The sequence below is a fragment of the Blastococcus goldschmidtiae genome (assembly GCF_031845325.1).
GTDB classification, from domain to species: Bacteria; Actinomycetota; Actinomycetes; order Mycobacteriales; family Geodermatophilaceae; genus Blastococcus; species Blastococcus goldschmidtiae.
Window position 1 is genome coordinate 126,769 of record NZ_JAVREI010000007.1, and the last position, 17,378, is coordinate 144,146.

Consider the following 17,378-nt stretch of genomic DNA (forward strand, 5'->3'; position numbering starts at 1 on the left):
CTGGGTGGCCGTTCCGGAGGTGGATCCCCGCCGATCAGCCCGCGGGCGCCGCCGTCGACCGCCATCGGGCGACCAGGCCCGGGACCACCTCGGCGCCGGCCGCCCCGGCGACGGCGCAGGCCAGGACGATCGCCCAGGAGACCGGGTCCAGGGGTGTGCAGCCGAAGAACCGGCTGAGGCCCGGCGTCTGCACGATGCCGAGCAGGACGGCGAACGAGCCGGCGACGGTGGCCAGCACCAGCGGGCTGTGCCGGCCGGACCACGCCGTCTGCACCAACTGGGTCGAGATGAGGGCCGCCAGGCCCATGGTGCTCGCCCGGCCCCGGAACAGCGGGCCGGTGACCCGGCCGGCGACCCAGGCGGCGGTGGCGCCGCTCGCCGTCGCGGCGCCCCGGACGCCGACCATGCGCCGCACCTCGCGGGTGAACCCGGAGTGCGGGCCGGCGAGCAGGACCGCCGCGAGCGGGTGCCCGGCCAGCGGTCCGTCGTCGCCGGTGCCGTTGGCCGACGTCCCGTTCGACGATCGCGGTGCGGCGACCGCGACGGCAAGTGCGGGGAACATGTCGGTGAGCAGGTTGACCAGCAGCAGCTGCCGGGTGCCCACCGGTGCCCGTCCGCCGACGGCGGTGCCCAGCACGGTGAACGCGACCTCGCCGGCGTTGCCGCCGACCAGGATCGACACCGCGTCGCGGACGCGGGACCACATGGCCCGGCCCTCGGCGATCGAGTCGACCAGCCGGGTGAGGTCGGAGTCGGTGAGCACGAGGTCGGCGGCGGTGCGGGCGGCCGGTGACTCGGCGCCCTCCACGCCGACGCCCACGTCGGCCAGCCGGATCGCCGCGGCGTCGTTCACCCCGTCGCCGGTCATCGCCAGGGTGGCCCCGGCCCGGCGCAGCGCACCGACCAGCAGCACCTTCTGCTCCGGGCTGAGCCGCGCGAAGACGGCGTGGTCGGCGACCAGGCGGGCGCGCTCGCTCTCCGACGCCCGGGCCAGCTGCTTCCCGGTGATGACGCGGTCGGCGTCGGGGATGCCGGCCTGGGCCGCGATGGCGCCGGCGGTCTCGGGGTGGTCGCCGGTCGCGACGACCACCCGGACACCGGCGGCGAGCAGCTGCTCGACGGCGCGCACCGACGACTCCCGCAGGGTGTCGGCCAGCCCGACCAGGCCGCGGAGGGTCAATTCCTTCGCGGCTTCGTCGAGGTCGTCGGGGACGCCGTCGACCGCGCGGTCGGCGACGGCGAGCACCCGCAGCCCGTCGGCGGCCAGCTGCTGGATGTGCTCGCGCAGGTCGGGGGCGTCGGTGCAGCGGCGCAGCACGGTCTCCGGGGCGCCCTTGACCACCAGCCGGCCGTTCCGCACGCCGGCGGAGAACCCGCGCCCGGCGGCGAAGGGCAGGCTCGCGTCGGGCGGCCCGTCGTGGGCGTCGCCGGCGGCGTCGAGGACGGCGCGGTCGGTCTCGTGCGCCGCGGCGTCGCCGTCGCCCATGCCGGCGGCGGCCAGCCGGAGCAGGTCGTCCTCGGTCCCGTCGTCCAGCGGCACCAGGCGGGCGACCCGCAGCCGGTTCTCGGTGAGCGTGCCGGTCTTGTCGAAGCAGACGGTGTCGACCCGGCCGAGCGCCTCGAGCACCCGCGCGCTGCGGACCACCGCACCCCGCCCGGAGAGCCGCCGGGCGGCCGCCTGCTGGGCGACGGTGGCGACCAGCGGCAGGCCCTCCGGGACCGCGGCGACGGCGATCGCCACCCCGGCGGCGACCGCCTCGCGCAGCGGCCGGCCCCACAGCACGCCGAGCAGGGTGACCGCCCCGCCACCGGCCAGGGTGAGCGGCAGGACGGCGCTGGTCAGCTCGGCCAGCCGCGCCTGGACGCCGGCCGGGGGAGCGGCGCCCCCGGCGGCGCGGGTGGCCCGCCCGGCCTGGGTGGCCTGCCCGACGGCGACGACGACGGCCCGCCCGGTGCCGGCGACCACCGTGGTGCCGTCGAAGAGCATGCAGGTGCGGTCAGCGACGACGGCGCCCGGCGTCGCGTCGACCGACTTGCTCACCGACAGCGACTCGCCGGTGAGCCCGGACTCGTCGACCTCCAGGTCCTCTGCCTCGAGCAGCCGGGCGTCGGCGGCGACGAGGTCGCCGGCTCCGACATGGACGACGTCGCCGACGCGCAGGTCCGTCGCCGGGATCTCCTCCGTCCGTTCCCCGTCCTGGACCTCTCGCCGGGCCGTGCGGTCCTGTTCCAGCAGCAGTTCCTCCAGCGCGGTCTCCGCGCGGAGCCGCTGCAGCCCGCTGACCAGAGCGTTGACCACGGTGACGCCGCCGACCAGGACCGCGTCGGTGAACTCGCCGAGGACCGCGGTCGCGGCGGCCCCGGTGGCCAGGATCGGCGTGAGCGGGTCGGCGAGCTCGGCGGCGACAGTGCGGGCGAAGCGGGCCGGGGTGCTCGCTGCCTTGGGCTTCCGGCGCTCGTCCGGCTCGGCCGGGACGTCTGTGAGGCGGCGGAGTACCTCGTCCGGGTCCAGGGCGTGCCAGGGGGTGTGCACGGTGGGCGCCGGCACCGGGCGGCGGGCGACCCGGACGGCGGTTCCGGCGCCCACTGCCATCGTGCTGACCGTGGCCCACTTGCCCGGCGTGGTGGCCCGGCGCTGGCCCACGCGGGGGCTGCCGACGGCGGCGAGCAGTCCGCCCAGGACGTTGCCGGTCAGTGCGGTGCGCACCGCCTGCCGGCTGATCCGCTTGGCGTCGGCGGTCGCGGCGACGATGCGGCAGGCGTCGGCCAGGCCGGGTGCGGTGACGAGGTCGGCGCCCCAGGCGGGGGAGCGGCCCTCGAGTACCGGGGCGACGGCGACGTCGGCGGCCAGCAGCGCAGGCCCGTCGGTGGCCGAGACGAGCAGCACGCCGGCGCCGTCGGACTGCAGCCGCCGGACCGTGTCGACCAGGGGCTCATCCGCGGGCGGGACCTCCTCCGACGCCCCGGCCAGTTCGCCGGTGCTCACGTGCGGGGTGAGCACCAGCCGGCAGCCGGCCTCGACGGTGGCAGTGAGCAGCGCCTCGGCGTGCGGGTCGAGCCCGGGGGCCACCAGCACCGTGCCCATCCGGCGGCGGCCCTGGAGCAACGAGCGGACCTCGCCGCCGGGGGAGTCGGTCGAGGTGCGCGGCGGGCCGAGGCGGAGCTTCCCGCCGTCGCGTTTGCCGTCGTGGGCCGTGCCGTCGTTCTTGCTGTCCCCGCCGAGCAGGCGGGTGGCGGCGGTCCAGACCGCGGCGTCGTCCCAGCCGTCGGCCTGGCCGGTGGCCTCCACGACCTCCGGCGGGCCGGTGGCCAGCGTGCCGGCGTCGACGACGACGGTGTCGATGCGGTCGAGCCGGCGGTAGGCCGAGCCGTCCATCGGCAGCACGCCGCGGCGGGCGAACAGCAGGTCGAGCCAGGCGGCGAACGACTCGCGGCCCTGGACGGCGGCTCTGTGGTTGAGCGCCTTGAACAGGTCGGCGGAGCGGCCGGGGCTCCGGGTGAGCGGCAGCAGGGCCAGGGCCGCGGCGAACTCGCTGGGGCCGAGCCGGTCGAGGTAGGTCTCGACGGGGCCGTTCGGCAGCGGGGTCGGCCGCGGACCGGGAGGGAGCTCGGGTTCGTCGCTGCCGTTGTCCGGTTCGGGCAGGCACAGCTCGCGCTCGCGGCGGCGCCACACCTGGCGGCGGGCGCGCATCTCCAGCGCCCGCTGGATCGCGGCGGCGGCGTTGAGCGCCGGCACGGTCGGGCTCTGGGTGAGGGAGTACAGCAGGGCGCTGGTGGCCTCGAAGGCCAGGTCGGTGCCCACCGGGCCGACGCGGCTGCCGAGGGCGCGCTTCAGCCACTGCTGACTGTCCAGCACTGCCATGACGAGCGTGGCGTGCCGGCTGAGGGCGGGGACCGGCAGGTATCTGGCTGCGGTGGCCACTCCGAGCGCGGCGGTGTCGATGACGGCGGAGACGGTGGCGGCCAGCAGCGGTTCGAGGTCGGCCGGGTGGTCGGGGCGCTGGGGGAAGATCCGGGTGCCGCCGCGGGCCTGCTCGACCTCGGTGACGACGCCGATGACGTCGTCGACGCCGACCCGGCGGGTGTCGACCGCGACCAGGACCCGGCCGAGGACGTCGTTGACCGTCGCCCACTCGACGCCTTCGAGGCGCTCCAGGTGCCGGAGCAGGCTGCGGCGGGCCTCGGCCGGCTCGTCGTCGGCGGGGGCCTCCACCTCGATCTGGATGCGGTCGCGGTCGCCCCAGACCCTTCTCGTGTGGCGGGCCTCCGGTGGTTCGAGCATGCCCCGGGCGGTGCCGACCAGGTCGCGCAGGTGCCCGCCGGGGAGCGGGTCGGCGCCGGTGACGACCGTGCCGACCGCCCGGGTGCCGTGGACGACGGCGCGGCGGGTGAGCTCGACCGATCCGCTGATCCCGGCGCGGGCGACGTCCCGCGTGAGACCTGCTGCCCCGCCCAGCAGCCCGGCGCCGACCGCCACGGGGACGGCCGCCAGCGCGGCGGTGGCGGTGGCCAGGCCCGCCGCCTCCCGCGCGACAGTGCCGGCCGACGCGATCCGGCGGAGCAGGGCCATGACACCTCCGTTGTGACGGCGGTCACTCCGAACGGTACGTCGTCGGCGGCTGGTGGGCAGGTCCTGCGGCGGTCTGCTTCGACTCCCTGGCCTCGGGCCGGTGCTCACGCACGGTGAGCTGAGGCGGGGCCTCTGCACCCCATCGAGCGACACGATTCGAGAGGCGGGTCTTCGGGCCCGGGCGTTCACTCGTCGTGAGGAGCTGATCACCGACGGTTGAGGAGGCGCGATGTCCATGCACATCACCGCTGCCCTCCGTCGGCCGGTGCGGTCGCCCGTGGCCCGGCGCGCGCTCGTGCTGTCCGGCCTCGCGGCAGGGCTCTGGCTGGCCGGCTCGGCGACTGCGTCCGCTGCTGCGGACGACATTCCCCCGCCGCCCCTTGCTCCGCTGACCGCGCCGGTGCAGGACGTCGCCGATCGGGCCGGCGGGCTGGTGTCCCCGGTGACCAGCGCCGTTTCGCCGGTTGTGGCGCCGGTCGTCGCGCCGGTCGTCGCGCCGGTCGTGGCGCCCGCCGTCGAGGCGGCCGTGGCTCCGGTGGCGGAGACGCTCGCGCCGGTGACGGAGACGCTGTCTCCCGTCGTCCGTGCGATCGAGCCGGTCACCGCACCGGTGGTCGCCGTGCTCGCGCCGGTGGTGGAGCCCGTGGTGGCTCCTGTGCTGCCCGTGCTGGAGTCGGTGCTGCCTGCCCTGGAGTCGGCGCTGCCGCCCGTCGTCCGCGACGTGGTGGAGCCCGTGCGTGTCGCGACCGGTGTGCCGGTCGCCCTCGGCGCGCCCGTCGTGGCGGTGCCCGCTCCTTCCTCGCCGGTCGAGGAGATCGCCGGCCCGGCCACCCCCGTCCTAGCGGCTGGTGCGGACGGTTCGGCCGCCCGCACGGGCATCGTCGCCGAGCACCTCGATCACGCCTCCACCGCCGGTCCCGCCCCTGTCCCCGGCGGGAACCACGTGCCGGTGCCCGGACCGGCTCTGCCGGCCGGTGCACCGGCACCGGTGGCCTCCGGGCCGTCGTCCCCGGACCAGCCGGCGGCGGACCTGCCGCCCGCTGCACGCCTCGTCGATGCGGCGGCGCTGTACGCCGCGGCCGACGACGCCCGAGACGCGGCAGCCGACCGCGCGCTCGACCCTTCCTTCGCGCCCGACTGAGGACGCCCTGGTCAGCCCTGAGCTGACCGCGGCCATCCCACCCGGTCCCCTCGGACCGGTCCCTCAGTCAGAGAAGGACACCCCTCATGAACGTGTGGATGAAGCGCGGGCTGCAGACGGCCCTGTTCACCGGCGGTCTGCTGGCCGCCGGCACGGGCATCGCGTCCGCCGACGACGACATCGCGGTGACCGTCCCGGTCACCGTCACCGACAACGCCCTGGCGGTGCTGGGCACGGCGCCCGGGACCACGCCCGCCGAGATCGAGCCGCCGGCTATCGACGGCACCGTGGGCGCCGACCTCGGTGGCCTGGCGATCGCCGTCCCGATCGACATCGGCGGGAACGCCGCCGACGTCGCCGAGCTGGACGTGGCTCAGCCCGCTGCCGCTCCGGCGTCCGGCGGGACCTCGGGCTCGGCGGGCGGGTCATCCGGATCGGCGGGCGGGTCCTCCGGCTCAGTCGTGGACGCCGACGTGCCGGTGACCGCGACCGGCAACGCGATCGCGGTGTTCGGCGACGCCACCGCTGGGAGCTCGTCGACCGGCACCGCCCCGGCGGCGCAGCCCGAGGACAGTGCGTCGCTGCTCGACGTCGACGCACCGGTGCTGGTGTGCGGCAACGCCGTCGGCGTCCTGGGTGATGCCAGCGCCGACTGCGCCGCTCCGGCGCCCGCCGCGGGTGGCTCGACGGACGGCGCTCTGCTCGACGTCGACGCGCCGGTGACCGTCTGCGGCATCGCCGTGGGGGTCCTCGGGAACGCCGACGCGGACTGCACCGCTCCGGCGTCCGGCGCTGGTGGTTCGACGGACGGCACCGGTCCGGTCGTGGGCGTGGACGCGCCGATCAGTGTCTGCGGGATCGGCGTCGGGATCCTGGGTGGTGCCAGCACCACGTGCACCGACCCGGCCGCGCCGGCCACCCCTGTCGCGCCGGCCGCTCCGGTCGAGCCGGCGTCCGGCCAGCCGGGCGCGTCCCCGGGTGCGGCGACTGCGAGCACCAGGGAGTCGACGGGCGTGGAGGGCTCCGACAAGAAGGCCGGCGGTGCGGCTACCGGTACTGATTCGGCGCTGGCCTACACCGGCATCGCCGCCTTCCCGGTGGTGTTCGCCGGGCTGCTGGCCGTCGCCTTCGGCATCGGACTGACGCTGCTCAGCCGTCGCCGGGCCGGCGTCCTCGGCTGATCCCGGCACCACGGGCCCGGCCTCCCTGGGGTGGCCGGGCCCGTCGTGGGCCCACGGACGTGGCTCGCGTGGTCGGCGGCCGACGGACGACGCCTGGTCAGGCTTGACCGACGTACGCAACGCAACGCAATGCACCGCGCCGACGCCGCCTCGGTTAGCGTTGCACGATGCGCAACGGTGCTGATGGCGACGGACCGGCGCTGGTGCAGTCCGTCGACCGCGCGCTGGCGATGCTCTCTGTGCTGGCTGACCGCGGCAGCGCCGGCGTCACCGACCTCGGTGCCGAGCTCGGCGTGCACAAGTCCACCGCATCCCGGCTGCTGGCCACCCTGGAGGCGCACGGACTGGTCGAGCAGCTGGGGGAGCGGGGCACCTACCGGCTCGGGTTCGGGCTGGTGCGCCTGGCCGGGGCCAGCGCGGCACAGCTGGACCTGACCCGGCTGGGGCGCGAGGCGTGCGAGCGGCTGGCCGCCGAGCTCGACGAGACGGTCAACCTCGCGGTCCGCGACGGCGACAGCGTGGTCAACATCAGCCAGGTGCAGGGCAGTGCCTCGGTCGGCCTGCTCAACTGGGTCGGCCGGCGCACGCCGCTGCACGCGACGTCCAGCGGCAAGGTGCTGCTCGCCTTCGGCCCCGCGGCGGTGCGCCGCGGCCGGCGGTCGGCTCCGCTCGAGCGCTACACCCCGGCGACGATCACCGACACCGCGGCGCTCGAGCAGGTCCTGGACGAGGTCTGCGTCCGCGGCTGGGCGGCGACCGAGGGCGAGCTCGAGCTCGGGCTCAACGCGGTGGCCGCACCGGTGTGCACTGCGGACGGCGGGCTCATCGCCGCGCTCAGCGTCTCGGCACCCTCGTACCGCCTGCCTCCCGAGCGCTTCGACGACGTGGCCGAGAAGCTGTGCGTCGTCGCCACGGAGACCGGCCGACAGCTCGGCTGAGCCGTCGACGGCCGCGCTCTGTGTCGCGGCTGTGAACACCATGTCAGGACTTGCGGCCAGGGGCTGGCGCCTCTTGACGGCGCCGCACCCGGGTTCGGATGCTGTTGCGCATCCCGCGAGCCGTTGCGGGAGTCGCAACAACCGAAGGGCGTGGCCATGGGCATGGCTCCCCACAGGACGTCGCCCCGCGTCGTCGTCATCGGCGCCGGGATCGTGGGGTGCTCGCTGGCCGACGAGCTCACCGAACGCGGCTGGACCGACGTCACCGTGCTCGACCGGGGCCCGCTCTTCGCGGCCGGCGGATCGAGCTCGCACGCCCCGGGCCTGGTCTTCCAGACCAACCCGTCGAAGACGCTCGCAGAGTTCGCGAGCTACACCGTCGGCAAGTTCGGTGCCCTGACGCTGGACGGCGTCCCGGTCTTCCGGTCCGTCGGCGGTCTGGAGGTGGCGACGACCCCCGAACGCCTGGCCGACCTGGCCCGCCGGCACGGACTGGCCACCTCCTGGGGGATCGAGGCCCGGCTGGTCGACCCCGCCGAGTGCGCCCGGCTGCACCCGCTGCTCGACCCGGGTGCCGTGCTGGGTGGGCTGCACGTCCCGAGCGACGGGCTGGCGCACGCGGTGCCGGCCGGAGAGGCGCAGGCACGGCGTGCCATCGACCGAGGGGCGCGCTTCCTCGCCCGGCACCGGGTCACGGGCGTCGCCGAGGAGCGCGGCCGGGTAAGCGGCGTGCACACCGACCGCGGCTTCGTGCCGGCCGACGTGGTGGTCTGCGCCGCCGGGTTCTGGGGTCCGGACGTCGGCGCCCTCGCCGGGCTGACCGTGCCGCTGCAGCCGCTGGCGCACCAGTACGCCACCACCGCGGCAGTGCCGGCACTGGCCGGCGCGGTGCGGGAGATCAGCGCGCCGATCCTGCGGCACCAGGACGCCGACCTGTACTACCGCGAGCACGGCGACCGGATCGGCATCGGCTCCTACGGCCACCGGCCGATGCCGGTCACCGCGCAGGACGCCGAGGCGTACGCGAACAGTTGCCTGCCCTTCACTCCCGACGACTTCGCCGATGCCTGGAAGCAGAGCCTCGCGCTGCTCCCCGGGCTCGCCGACACCGAGGTCGCCGCCGGCATCAACGGCGTCTTCTCCTTCACCCCCGACGGCATGCCGCTGCTCGGCGAGCACCGCGACCTGCCCGGCTTCTGGGTCGCCGAGGCGGTGTGGGTCACCCACTCGGCGGGCGTGGCGAAGGCGCTGGCGGAGTGGCTGGTCGAGGGGCAGCCGCGCACCGACGTGCACGAGTGCGACCTGCACCGGTTCACCGACGTCCAGCTCTCGCCGCAGTACGTCGCCGAGCGGGGGGCGCAGCAGTTCGTCGAGGTCTACGACGTCGTCCACCCGCTGGACCCGCCGGCGGTGCTGCGCCCGCTGCGCACCAGCCCGTTCCACCCCCGGCAGCAGGAGCTCGGCGCCGTCTTCACCGAGGCGGGTGGCTGGGAGCGGCCGCTGTGGTTCGAGACCAACGCGCCGCTGGCCCAGGGACTCGACCTGCCGGAGCGGGACCCGTGGGCGGCGCGGTGGTGGTCACCGACTGTGGCCGCCGAGGCGCTGGCCACCCGCGAGCGGGTGGCGCTCTACGACATGACCCCGCTGACCCGCATCGAGGTGACCGGTCCGGGGGCACTGGACTTCCTGCAGCGGCTGACCACCAACGACCTCGCCCGCCCGGTCGGCCGGGTCACGTACACGCTGCTGCTGGACGCCGCCGGCGGGATCCGCAGCGACCTGACCGTCGCCCGGCTGGGCGAGCAGCGGTTCCAGGTGGGTGCCAACGGGCCGCTGGACCTCGACTGGTTCCGGCAGCACGCCCCGTATGACGGATCGGTGCAGCTGCGGGACACAACCGCGGGCACCTGCGGCATCGGACTGTGGGGACCGCGGGCGCGCGACGTGCTCCAGGCGCTGACGAGCAGCGACGTCTCGCACGCGGCGTTCGGCTATTTCCGGGCGCGGGAGCTGTTCGTCGGCGGCGTGCCGGTGACCGCGCTGCGGGTCTCCTACGTCGGGGAACTCGGCTGGGAGCTGTACACCGACGCGGCCACCGGGCTGCGGCTGTGGGACGTGCTCTGGGACGCCGGGCAGCGGCACGGGATGGTCGCCGCCGGGCGGCGGGCCTTCGACAGCCTGCGGCTGGAGAAGGGATACCGGGCCTGGGGGACGGACATGACGACCGAGCACGACCCGGTCGAGGCGGGGCTGGGGTTCGCCGTCCGGGAGGACAAGGGCGACTTCGTCGGCCAGGAGGCCCTGCAGCGACGTCCGCACGACCGGCGGCTCGCCTGCCTCACCCTCGACGACCCGGCGACGACGGTGCTGGGGCGCGAGCCGGTGCGGGTCGGGGGAACGCCGGTCGGCTACGTCACCAGCGCGGGGTTCGGCTACTCGATCGGCCGGTCGATCGCCTACGCGTGGCTGCCGGCGTCGCTCGCCGTCGTCGGCACCGCCGTGACCGTCGACTGGTTCGGGGAGCCGCTCGCCGCGACCGTCACCGCTGAGCCGCTGGTCGATCCCTCCGGCGCCCGGATGCGGTGCTGACCATGGGCCGGAACACGAGCTACGACGTCATCGTCCTCGGGCTGGGCGGCATGGGCAGCGCGGCCGCCGCGCACCTGGCCGCACGCGGGCAGCGGGTGCTCGGGCTGGAGCGGTTCGGCCCGGCGCACGACCAGGGGTCCAGCCACGGCGGCTCGCGGATCACCCGGCAGGCCTACTTCGAGGACCCCGCCTACGTGCCGCTGCTGCTGCGCGCCTACGAGCTGTGGGACCAGTTGTGCGCCGACTCCGGCACCGACGTGCTGGTGCGCACCGGCGGGGTGTTCCTCGGCCGGCCGGACAGCCGCACCGTCGCCGGCAGCCTGCGGGCCGCCCGCGAGTGGGGGCTGGCCCACGAGCTGCTGGACGCCGCGGAGGTCCGCCGCCGGTTCCCGACGCTGACCCCCGCGGACGACGAGGTGGGGCTGGTCGAGACCGCCGCCGGGTTCGCCCGCCCGGAGGCGACCGTGGCCGCGCACCTGGACCTGGCCTTCTCGCGCGGCGCCGGGCTGCGCTTCCGCGAGCCGGCGCTCTCCTGGACGGCGACCCCCGGCGGCGGGGTACGGGTGCGGACAGGGGCGGGGGAGTACGAGGCCGGTGCGCTGGTGGTCAGCCCCGGCTCCTGGGCGCCGCAGGTGCTGGCCGACCTCGGCGTCCCGCTGACCGTGGAGCGGCAGGTCATGTACTGGTTCCAGCCGACCGGTGGCACCGGCGCCTGGACGCCGGACCGGCACCCGATCTACATCCACGAGGCGGCCGACGGCACCCAGATCTACGGGTTCCCCGCGATCGACGGCCCGGACGGCGGGGCGAAGGTCGCCTTCTTCCGGCGGGGGATCGCGTGCACCCCGGAGACGGTCGACCGGGAGGTGCACCCCGAGGAGGTCGCGGCGATGGCCGGGCAGCTCGCCGGGGTGCTGCCGACCCTGCCGGGACGGCTGCTGAAGGCCGCGACCTGCATGTACACGACGACGCCCGACGAGCACTTCGTGATCGCGCCGCATCCCGAGCACCCGCAGGTGACGGTGGCCTGCGGCTTCTCCGGGCACGGCTTCAAGTTCGTGCCGGTGGTCGGCGAGATCCTCGCCGACCTCGCCACCACGGGAACGACGAAGCACCCGATCGACCTCTTCGACCCCCGTCGGCCCGCCCTGGAGGCCACCCCATGACCGCGACCCTCCCCACGTCCTCCAGCCTGATGCCGACCCTTGCCGGGCGGTACTACACCGATCCGGCGCTGTTCGTCCGCGAGCAGGAGCGGGTGTTCGAGGCGATGTGGTGCTGCGTCGCCCGCACCGACGAGGTCGCCGCGCCCGGCAGCTTCCGGAAGGTGCAGGTCGGCCGCGAGAGCGTGCTGGTGGTCCGTGGCCGGGACGGCGCGCTGCGCGCGTTCCTCAACGTGTGCCGGCACCGCGGCGCGCAGCTGTGCAGCGAGGAATCGGGCCAGGTGAACCGCACGCTGCGCTGCCCGTACCACGCGTGGTCGTTCGGACTGGACGGTGCGCTGGTCGCCGCACCCAACCTGGCGCGGATGCCCGACGTCGACCGGGTGGCCAACGGGCTCGTGCCGGTGCAGCTGCGCGAATGGCTCGGCTATGCGTGGGTGTGCCTGGCCGATGACCCGCCGTCGTTCGAGGACGACGTCGTCGGCGCGGTGACCGAGCGGCTGGGCAACCCGGCGGCGATCGAGGGCTACGACGTCGGGCGGCTGGCGCTGGGCCGGCGGATCGGTTACGACGTGGCGGCCAACTGGAAGCTCGTCGTCGAGAACTTCATGGAGTGCTACCACTGCGCGACGATCCACCCGGAGCTGACCGACGTCCTGCCGGAGTTCAGCCGTGGGTACGCCGCGCAGACCTACGTCGGGCACGGGGCGCAGTTCGCGGCCTCCGCCGAGGGCTTCACCGTCGACGGCGGCGCCGGCTTCCCCGCGCTGCCGGGGATCGACCCGGACCGGGACCGCCGCTACTACGCGGCGACGATCAAGCCGACGGTCTTCCTCAACCTGGTGCCCGACCACGTGATCGTGCTGCGGATGACCCCGCTGGCCGTCGACCGCACGGTGGTGGAGTGCGACTGGCTGTACGCGCCGGAGGTGGTCGCGGCGGGGCTGGACGTCTCCCGGTCGGTGGAGCTGTTCCACCGCGTCAACCAGCAGGACTTCACCGCCTGCGAGCGCACCCAGCCGGGGATGAGCTCGCGGGCCTACGCGGCCGGTGGCGTGCTGGTCCCGGTCGAGCACCACCTCGCGCTGTTCCACGACTGGCTGCGCGGGCGGCTCGGCGAGGGCTGACCCGGGCGTGCGTCTGCGCCCGCCCGGGTCCTCGCCGGTCAGACCAGCTCGGGGACGCGCAGGTTGTGCAGGACGACGTCGAACTCGGCCTCCTCGGTGACCTCGACGCCCATCGGCGCGGCGAACTCGTTGCGCATCCGGTCGAGCTGGTCGCGGGTGGCGGCCATGGACGCGCGGTCCGCGTATACGGCGGTCAGCGACGCCCGGCCCTGCGCCCGGTCGATCAGAAGGCTGATGCTGCAGAACCCGGGGACGTCGTCCATCGCCGGGACGATCCGGTGGCGGAAGGCGTCCAGCACCTCCTCCACCCGGCCGGGGTCGGTGCGGCTCCAGCCGACCCTCGCGCACGACTCGTCGCCGGCGGGGTGCAGCCGGTGCATGACGGCGACCTCCCACTCCTTCACCTCGGGGTACGAGCCGCCGAACTTCGCCGTCGCGCGGTCGCGCAGGCGGTCCACGCGTTCGCGGGTCGCGATCATCGCCTCCTCGGTCTCCCAGCCGGTCGTGACGATGCACCGGCCGGTATCGCGGTCGCACAGCATCGACAGGCCGGTGCACCCGTCCATGGCGAGGACGGCGGGCAGCACGGTGTCGCGGACGTCGGCGATGCCGTCGTCCATGCGGACCGGGTCGGCGATCAGTGTGGTGGAACGGGCGTACATGACGGCCCCCTTCCGGGACTGCGCGGCGCCCCTGCGGCGTCGCCGCGTCGTCCATGGTTCGCCGCTGCGGCGCGGTGTCAACGGGCGCATGCGCGGCTCCGCGTCAGGCCCGTTCGCTCCCGGCCCCGACCTCGCCCGGCAGCCAGCGGCGGGCCTCCGCGTCGACGGCCACGGTGGCGCCGGGCGAGCACAGGACGCCGGCCAGCCCCGTGGCGACGCGCTGCAGCAGCAGGTGGCGGGGCGGCACGGTCAGCCGGCGCTGGGTGCGCAGGGTCTGGCTCCGCAGATCCGAGGCGCGCCGGCGCCCGGGGAGTCCGGTGCGGTGCAGACCTCGGCGGGCCTGCTCACGGCGGGTGCCGGGCCGTCGGCGGGGGTAGGGGCGGACCCATGGAGATGCGCACGCTCGGTCGCACCGGCGTCAAGGTCAGCCCGCTCTGCCTCGGCGCGATGATGTTCGGACAGTGGGGCAACACCGATCACGACGACTCGGTGCGGATCATCCACGCCGCGCTCGACGCCGGGATCAACTTCGTGGACACCGCCGACATGTACTCGGGCGGCGAGTCGGAGGAGATCGTCGGCAAGGCGCTGGCGGGTGGCCGCCGGGACGACGTCGTCCTCGCGACCAAGGCGCACGCCCCGATGGGCAAGGACCCCAACCAGCGGGGCAACAGCCGCCGGTGGCTGGTCCGCGAGGTGGAGGACAGCCTGCGGCGGCTGCAGACCGACCACATCGACCTCTACCAGATCCACCGGCCCTCGGAGGACACCGACGTCGAGGAGACCCTCGACGCGCTGACCGATCTGCAGCGGGCCGGGAAGATCCGGTACTTCGGCTCGTCCACCTTCCCGGCGTCGCAGATCGTGCAGGCGCAGTGGGCGGCCGAGAAGCGGCACAGCGGGCGGTTCGTCACCGAGCAGCCGCCGTACTCGATCCTGGTGCGCGGCATCGAGCGCGAGGTGCTGCCGGTCTGCCAGCAGTACGGCATGGGCACGCTGGTGTGGAGCCCGCTGTCCGGCGGCTGGCTGTCGGGGAAGTGGCGGAAGGGCTCCGACGCCACGGAGACGCACCGGTCGACGATGATGGGCGGGGCCATGGCGGCCCGCTACGACCTCTCCGACCCGGTCAACCAGCGCAAGCTGGACGCCGCCGACGCGCTGGCCGTGCTCGCCGAGGAGCACGGTATGTCCCTGGTGCACCTGGCCATCGCGTTCACGATCCGGCACCCGGGCGTCACCTCGGCGATCATCGGCCCGCGCACCATGGAGCAGCTCACGAGCCAGTTGCCGGCCGCCGATCTCGTGCTCTCCGACGAGGTGCTCGACGCGATCGACGCGATCGTCCCGCCGGGCACGAACATCCGCGCCGACGACGCCGGGTACGCACCGCCGTGGCTGGCCGACGCGTCCCAGCGCCGGCGCTGAGGGCAGGCCTTACCGGGGTCGGGTCGGCTGGAGGACGGCCTCGGTGAGGGCCTGGCTCCGGAAGTGGGTGAACTGCTGGTACTCGGGGTCGGCGACCATCTTGCTGAAGGCCTCGCGGCTCGGATACCGGATCAGCATCACGGCGTCCCAGTCCTGGCCGTCCTCGGCGACCAGCGGCGTGGAGCCGTCGCCGGCGTAGACGACCTCGCCGCCGTAGCGGGGGAGGAACGTCTCGCGGACCGCGCTGGAGTACTTCTCGTAGGTCTCGCGTCCGCCCTCGGCGAAGCGGAGCAGGTTGAGCATCACGACGGGGCCGCCCGGGTCCTCGGCGAGGTAGTGCTTGAGGCCGGCGCCGGTGGGATTGATTGCCATGGCTCCGGACGCTATCGGCCCCCGGTCGGCCCCGCCGTCCGGTGCCGGTCTTCGGGCGCTGGGTCAGCGCACCGGCTCCGGTTCCGGCGGGCAAGCGCCGGGCCGGCGGGTACGGCCGGGCCGCGGACGGCGACCAGGTGCGCTGCCGCGGCGGCCACCACGACCGCGGCCGCGAGCGCGGGGGCCAGCAGTGCGGTGGTCGCGCCGAGCCGGTCGGCGACGGCGCCGGTGGCCGCGGAGGCGAGCGCCTGGCCGACGACGACCGCGGAGCCGAGCAGGGTCATCGTCGTGGCCGACCGGCCGGCGGGGGAGAGCTGCGCGCCGAGGCTGTACTGGGCGACGAGGGTGGGCCCGATTCCGCAGCCGGCCACGGCGAGGGCGACCACGAGCGCGGGCACCGAACGGGCGGCGGCGAAGGCGACGGCGGCGGCCAGCAGCAGCGCGCCGAAGACGAGCCAGCGCATCCGCACGGGGAACCGTGCGGGAAAGGCGGCCGACCCGAGGGCTAGGGCGGCCGAGCCGATGCCCATGACGCCGTAGAGCAGGCCGGCGCGCTCGCCGTCGCCGTCGGCGGCGAGGAAGGCGGTCAGCGAGGTGAGGGTCGCGCCGAAGAAGAGGCCGACGCCGAGGGCACCGACGACGACGGTCACCAGTGGGAACCTCACCAGTTCGCGGGCGGGTGCGGCGTCGACGGGCGTCGAGGAGGTGTCCGGCTCGACCCGGCCGGTGGGGTGCAGGGCGAACCAGGTGACGAAGACCAGCGTCAGCGCGGCCGCCCCGGCGACGGCGAGCCACGGGGCGACGGCCGTGGCAAGGAGGCCGACGAGGAACGGGCCGACGATGAAGACGGTCTCGTCGGCGGCGGACTCGTAGGCCATGGTGCCGTTGAGCGTCTTCTCCTGGCGGTCCTTGTCGATGTGCCGCCGGATGAGGGCGACCAGCCGGGTGCGGGACAGCGGGGCGACCTGCGGAGCGGTCGCGCCGATGGCCACCGAGAGCGCGAGGAGGGCGGCGTTCGAGGCAACGCTGCCGACCACCAGCGGGAAGGCGCCCAGCAGAGCGGCGTTGAGCAGCCCGACCGGGACCAGCACGCGCCGCTGCCCGAACCGGTCGACGGCCGCGCCGAGCAGCGGGCCGGCGGCCGCGGTGCCCAGGCCGGCGGCGGCGGAGTTGAGCCCGCCGAGGGTGACCGAGCCGCGCTCGGCGACGACGAGGGTCAGCACGCCGACGACCATCATCGCGAAGGGCAGCCGCGCGATGAAGGCGAGCGGGAAGTACGTGGGGCCGGCGTGCCGGAGGAGCGAGGACTCGAACAGTCGGGCGTGCGTCATGACCTCGGTGCTTCTGCGGATCGGGCGTGCCGCCTTGATCCGTCAGCGAGGCCGACAGCAGGTAGTTACACGTTCTGAACGACCTCAAGCCTATCGCCCGCATCCTTCCCGGCCGTGTGGCTCAGGCGAAGAGCTTGAGCTCGCCGAACTCCGCGAAGCGCATGACATGCAAGTCCACTCCTGGACCATTGGTCGGGGTAGGGGGTTCAGATGGAGGGTGTCGCAGCACTCGGAGCTTGGCCGCCCGCACCCGTCGCGGTATCCGATTACCGCTGGTTCCCGGCGGCAGCAAGACTCTTGTCATGGCTGCAGCGAAGCGCATCGCCCGATGGCGGTCAGCAGCCGCGAGCTGGTTGCCTCCGCCGCGGAGCCCGTCGCCCGACGGTCACCCAAGCACAGGGCAGATCGACGACCTCCCGGACGACGAACAGCTCAAGACCTTCGACGAGGCCACGCTCGCACTGCTCAACGACGAGGTCGGGCGCCGCCTGGACGGACAGCACACCGACCTCACGCAGCTAGATGCGAAGGCAGGCTCGCTGGTCGCGGCCAGCATCGCCGCGAGCGGCTTCCTGTTGTTGGGGGATCAGACGTGGCTCACCCGGTTGGCGGCCGCCGCCCACGTCGTCGTACTCCTCCTGGGCTTGGCGTCTCTAGCTGTCCGCACCTGGCAGCAGGCACCCACCCCCGACGTGCTCCTCCGACTCGAGTCGACGAGCCCCAACCAGGCGTACGCCCGCATTGTCCGCGCAAAGGTGACAGCATTCGATCGGAACGTCGACAACGGCGCGGCCAAGGCGGACTGGGTAAAGATCTGCACCTGGGCCCTCGTCCTCGCGTTCGTCCTCACCGTCGTGTCCAAGCTGGTGTGAGAGGGGA

Annotated in this window: 13 protein-coding genes; 8 read left to right on the top strand and 5 right to left on the bottom strand. The window is 74.8% G+C overall.

What is annotated here, in order from left to right; genetic code table 11:
• Window positions 1-34: 34 nt before the first annotated feature.
• The gene (locus tag RM425_RS12080; RefSeq protein WP_311345454.1) at window positions 35-4,570 is read right to left on the bottom strand and encodes an HAD-IC family P-type ATPase; all 4,536 of its coding nucleotides are present in this window, start codon (window positions 4,568-4,570) and stop codon (window positions 35-37) included.
• Between the two features lie 229 nt (window positions 4,571-4,799).
• Between RM425_RS12080 and RM425_RS12085 the strand changes: the two genes are divergently transcribed.
• From RM425_RS12085 to RM425_RS12110, 6 genes are all read left to right on the top strand, one after another.
• Window positions 4,800-5,711, top strand: coding sequence for a hypothetical protein (locus RM425_RS12085; RefSeq protein ID WP_311345455.1), 912 nt, complete (start codon window positions 4,800-4,802; stop codon window positions 5,709-5,711).
• An 86-nt stretch (window positions 5,712-5,797) separates the two neighbouring features.
• Window positions 5,798-6,892 (top strand): hypothetical protein, encoded by a 1,095-nt coding sequence (locus tag RM425_RS12090; protein WP_311345456.1) that lies wholly within the window; start codon window positions 5,798-5,800, stop codon window positions 6,890-6,892.
• 167 nt (window positions 6,893-7,059) lie between these two features.
• Entirely contained in the window at window positions 7,060-7,830 is a 771-nt protein-coding gene (locus tag RM425_RS12095) for an IclR family transcriptional regulator (RefSeq protein WP_311345457.1), read from the top strand.
• Between the two features lie 162 nt (window positions 7,831-7,992).
• Entirely contained in the window at window positions 7,993-10,419 is a 2,427-nt protein-coding gene (locus RM425_RS12100) for a GcvT family protein (RefSeq protein WP_311345458.1), read from the top strand.
• Window positions 10,420-10,421: 2 nt separating this feature from the next.
• Window positions 10,422-11,585 carry an N-methyl-L-tryptophan oxidase gene (gene solA, locus RM425_RS12105; protein ID WP_311345459.1) on the top strand — a complete coding sequence of 388 codons (1,164 nt, stop codon included), beginning with the start codon at window positions 10,422-10,424 and terminating at the stop codon, window positions 11,583-11,585.
• Window positions 11,582-12,709 (top strand): aromatic ring-hydroxylating oxygenase subunit alpha, encoded by a 1,128-nt coding sequence (locus RM425_RS12110; RefSeq protein ID WP_311345460.1) that lies wholly within the window; start codon window positions 11,582-11,584, stop codon window positions 12,707-12,709. The genes solA and RM425_RS12110 overlap by 4 nt, the downstream gene beginning before the upstream one ends.
• Before the next feature lie 38 nt (window positions 12,710-12,747).
• Here the strand turns inward: RM425_RS12110 and RM425_RS12115 are convergent, their stop codons facing one another.
• Window positions 12,748-13,371 carry an antibiotic biosynthesis monooxygenase gene (locus RM425_RS12115; RefSeq protein WP_311345461.1) on the bottom strand — a complete coding sequence of 208 codons (624 nt, stop codon included), beginning with the start codon at window positions 13,369-13,371 and terminating at the stop codon, window positions 12,748-12,750.
• Window positions 13,372-13,474: 103 nt separating this feature from the next.
• The gene (locus tag RM425_RS12120) at window positions 13,475-13,618 is read right to left on the bottom strand and encodes a hypothetical protein (protein ID WP_311345462.1); all 144 of its coding nucleotides are present in this window, start codon (window positions 13,616-13,618) and stop codon (window positions 13,475-13,477) included.
• Between the two features lie 140 nt (window positions 13,619-13,758).
• Between RM425_RS12120 and RM425_RS12125 the strand changes: the two genes are divergently transcribed.
• A complete protein-coding gene (locus RM425_RS12125; protein WP_311345463.1) occupies window positions 13,759-14,796 on the top strand; it encodes an aldo/keto reductase in 1,038 nt (345 codons plus the stop codon).
• A 9-nt stretch (window positions 14,797-14,805) separates the two neighbouring features.
• Here RM425_RS12125 and RM425_RS12130 read toward each other — a convergent pair whose 3' ends face one another.
• Window positions 14,806-15,168 (bottom strand): DUF1330 domain-containing protein, encoded by a 363-nt coding sequence (locus tag RM425_RS12130; protein ID WP_311345464.1) that lies wholly within the window; start codon window positions 15,166-15,168, stop codon window positions 14,806-14,808.
• A gap of 11 nt (window positions 15,169-15,179) precedes the next feature.
• Window positions 15,180-16,499 carry an MFS transporter gene (locus RM425_RS12135; protein ID WP_311345465.1) on the bottom strand — a complete coding sequence of 440 codons (1,320 nt, stop codon included), beginning with the start codon at window positions 16,497-16,499 and terminating at the stop codon, window positions 15,180-15,182.
• Window positions 16,500-16,801: 302 nt separating this feature from the next.
• Here RM425_RS12135 and RM425_RS12140 point away from each other — a divergent pair, with 302 nt between their 5' ends.
• Window positions 16,802-17,371: a hypothetical protein gene (locus tag RM425_RS12140; protein WP_311345466.1), complete on the top strand. Its 570-nt coding sequence runs from the start codon at window positions 16,802-16,804 to the stop codon at window positions 17,369-17,371.
• The last annotated feature ends 7 nt before the right edge of the window (window positions 17,372-17,378 follow it).

Coding starts and splice junctions, on each gene's coding strand:
- RM425_RS12115 (WP_311345461.1), bottom strand. CDS start 13,371: ATGTACGCCCGTTCCACCACACTGATCGCCGACCCGGTCCGCATGGAC.
- RM425_RS12090 (WP_311345456.1), top strand. CDS start 5,798: ATGAACGTGTGGATGAAGCGCGGGCTGCAGACGGCCCTGTTCACCGGC.
- RM425_RS12085 (WP_311345455.1), top strand. CDS start 4,800: ATGTCCATGCACATCACCGCTGCCCTCCGTCGGCCGGTGCGGTCGCCC.
- RM425_RS12100 (WP_311345458.1), top strand. CDS start 7,993: ATGGCTCCCCACAGGACGTCGCCCCGCGTCGTCGTCATCGGCGCCGGG.
- RM425_RS12130 (WP_311345464.1), bottom strand. CDS start 15,168: ATGGCAATCAATCCCACCGGCGCCGGCCTCAAGCACTACCTCGCCGAG.
- RM425_RS12135 (WP_311345465.1), bottom strand. CDS start 16,499: ATGACGCACGCCCGACTGTTCGAGTCCTCGCTCCTCCGGCACGCCGGC.
- solA (WP_311345459.1), top strand. CDS start 10,422: ATGGGCCGGAACACGAGCTACGACGTCATCGTCCTCGGGCTGGGCGGC.
- RM425_RS12095 (WP_311345457.1), top strand. CDS start 7,060: ATGCGCAACGGTGCTGATGGCGACGGACCGGCGCTGGTGCAGTCCGTC.
- RM425_RS12110 (WP_311345460.1), top strand. CDS start 11,582: ATGACCGCGACCCTCCCCACGTCCTCCAGCCTGATGCCGACCCTTGCC.
- RM425_RS12125 (WP_311345463.1), top strand. CDS start 13,759: ATGGAGATGCGCACGCTCGGTCGCACCGGCGTCAAGGTCAGCCCGCTC.
- RM425_RS12140 (WP_311345466.1), top strand. CDS start 16,802: ATGGCTGCAGCGAAGCGCATCGCCCGATGGCGGTCAGCAGCCGCGAGC.
- RM425_RS12080 (WP_311345454.1), bottom strand. CDS start 4,570: ATGGCCCTGCTCCGCCGGATCGCGTCGGCCGGCACTGTCGCGCGGGAG.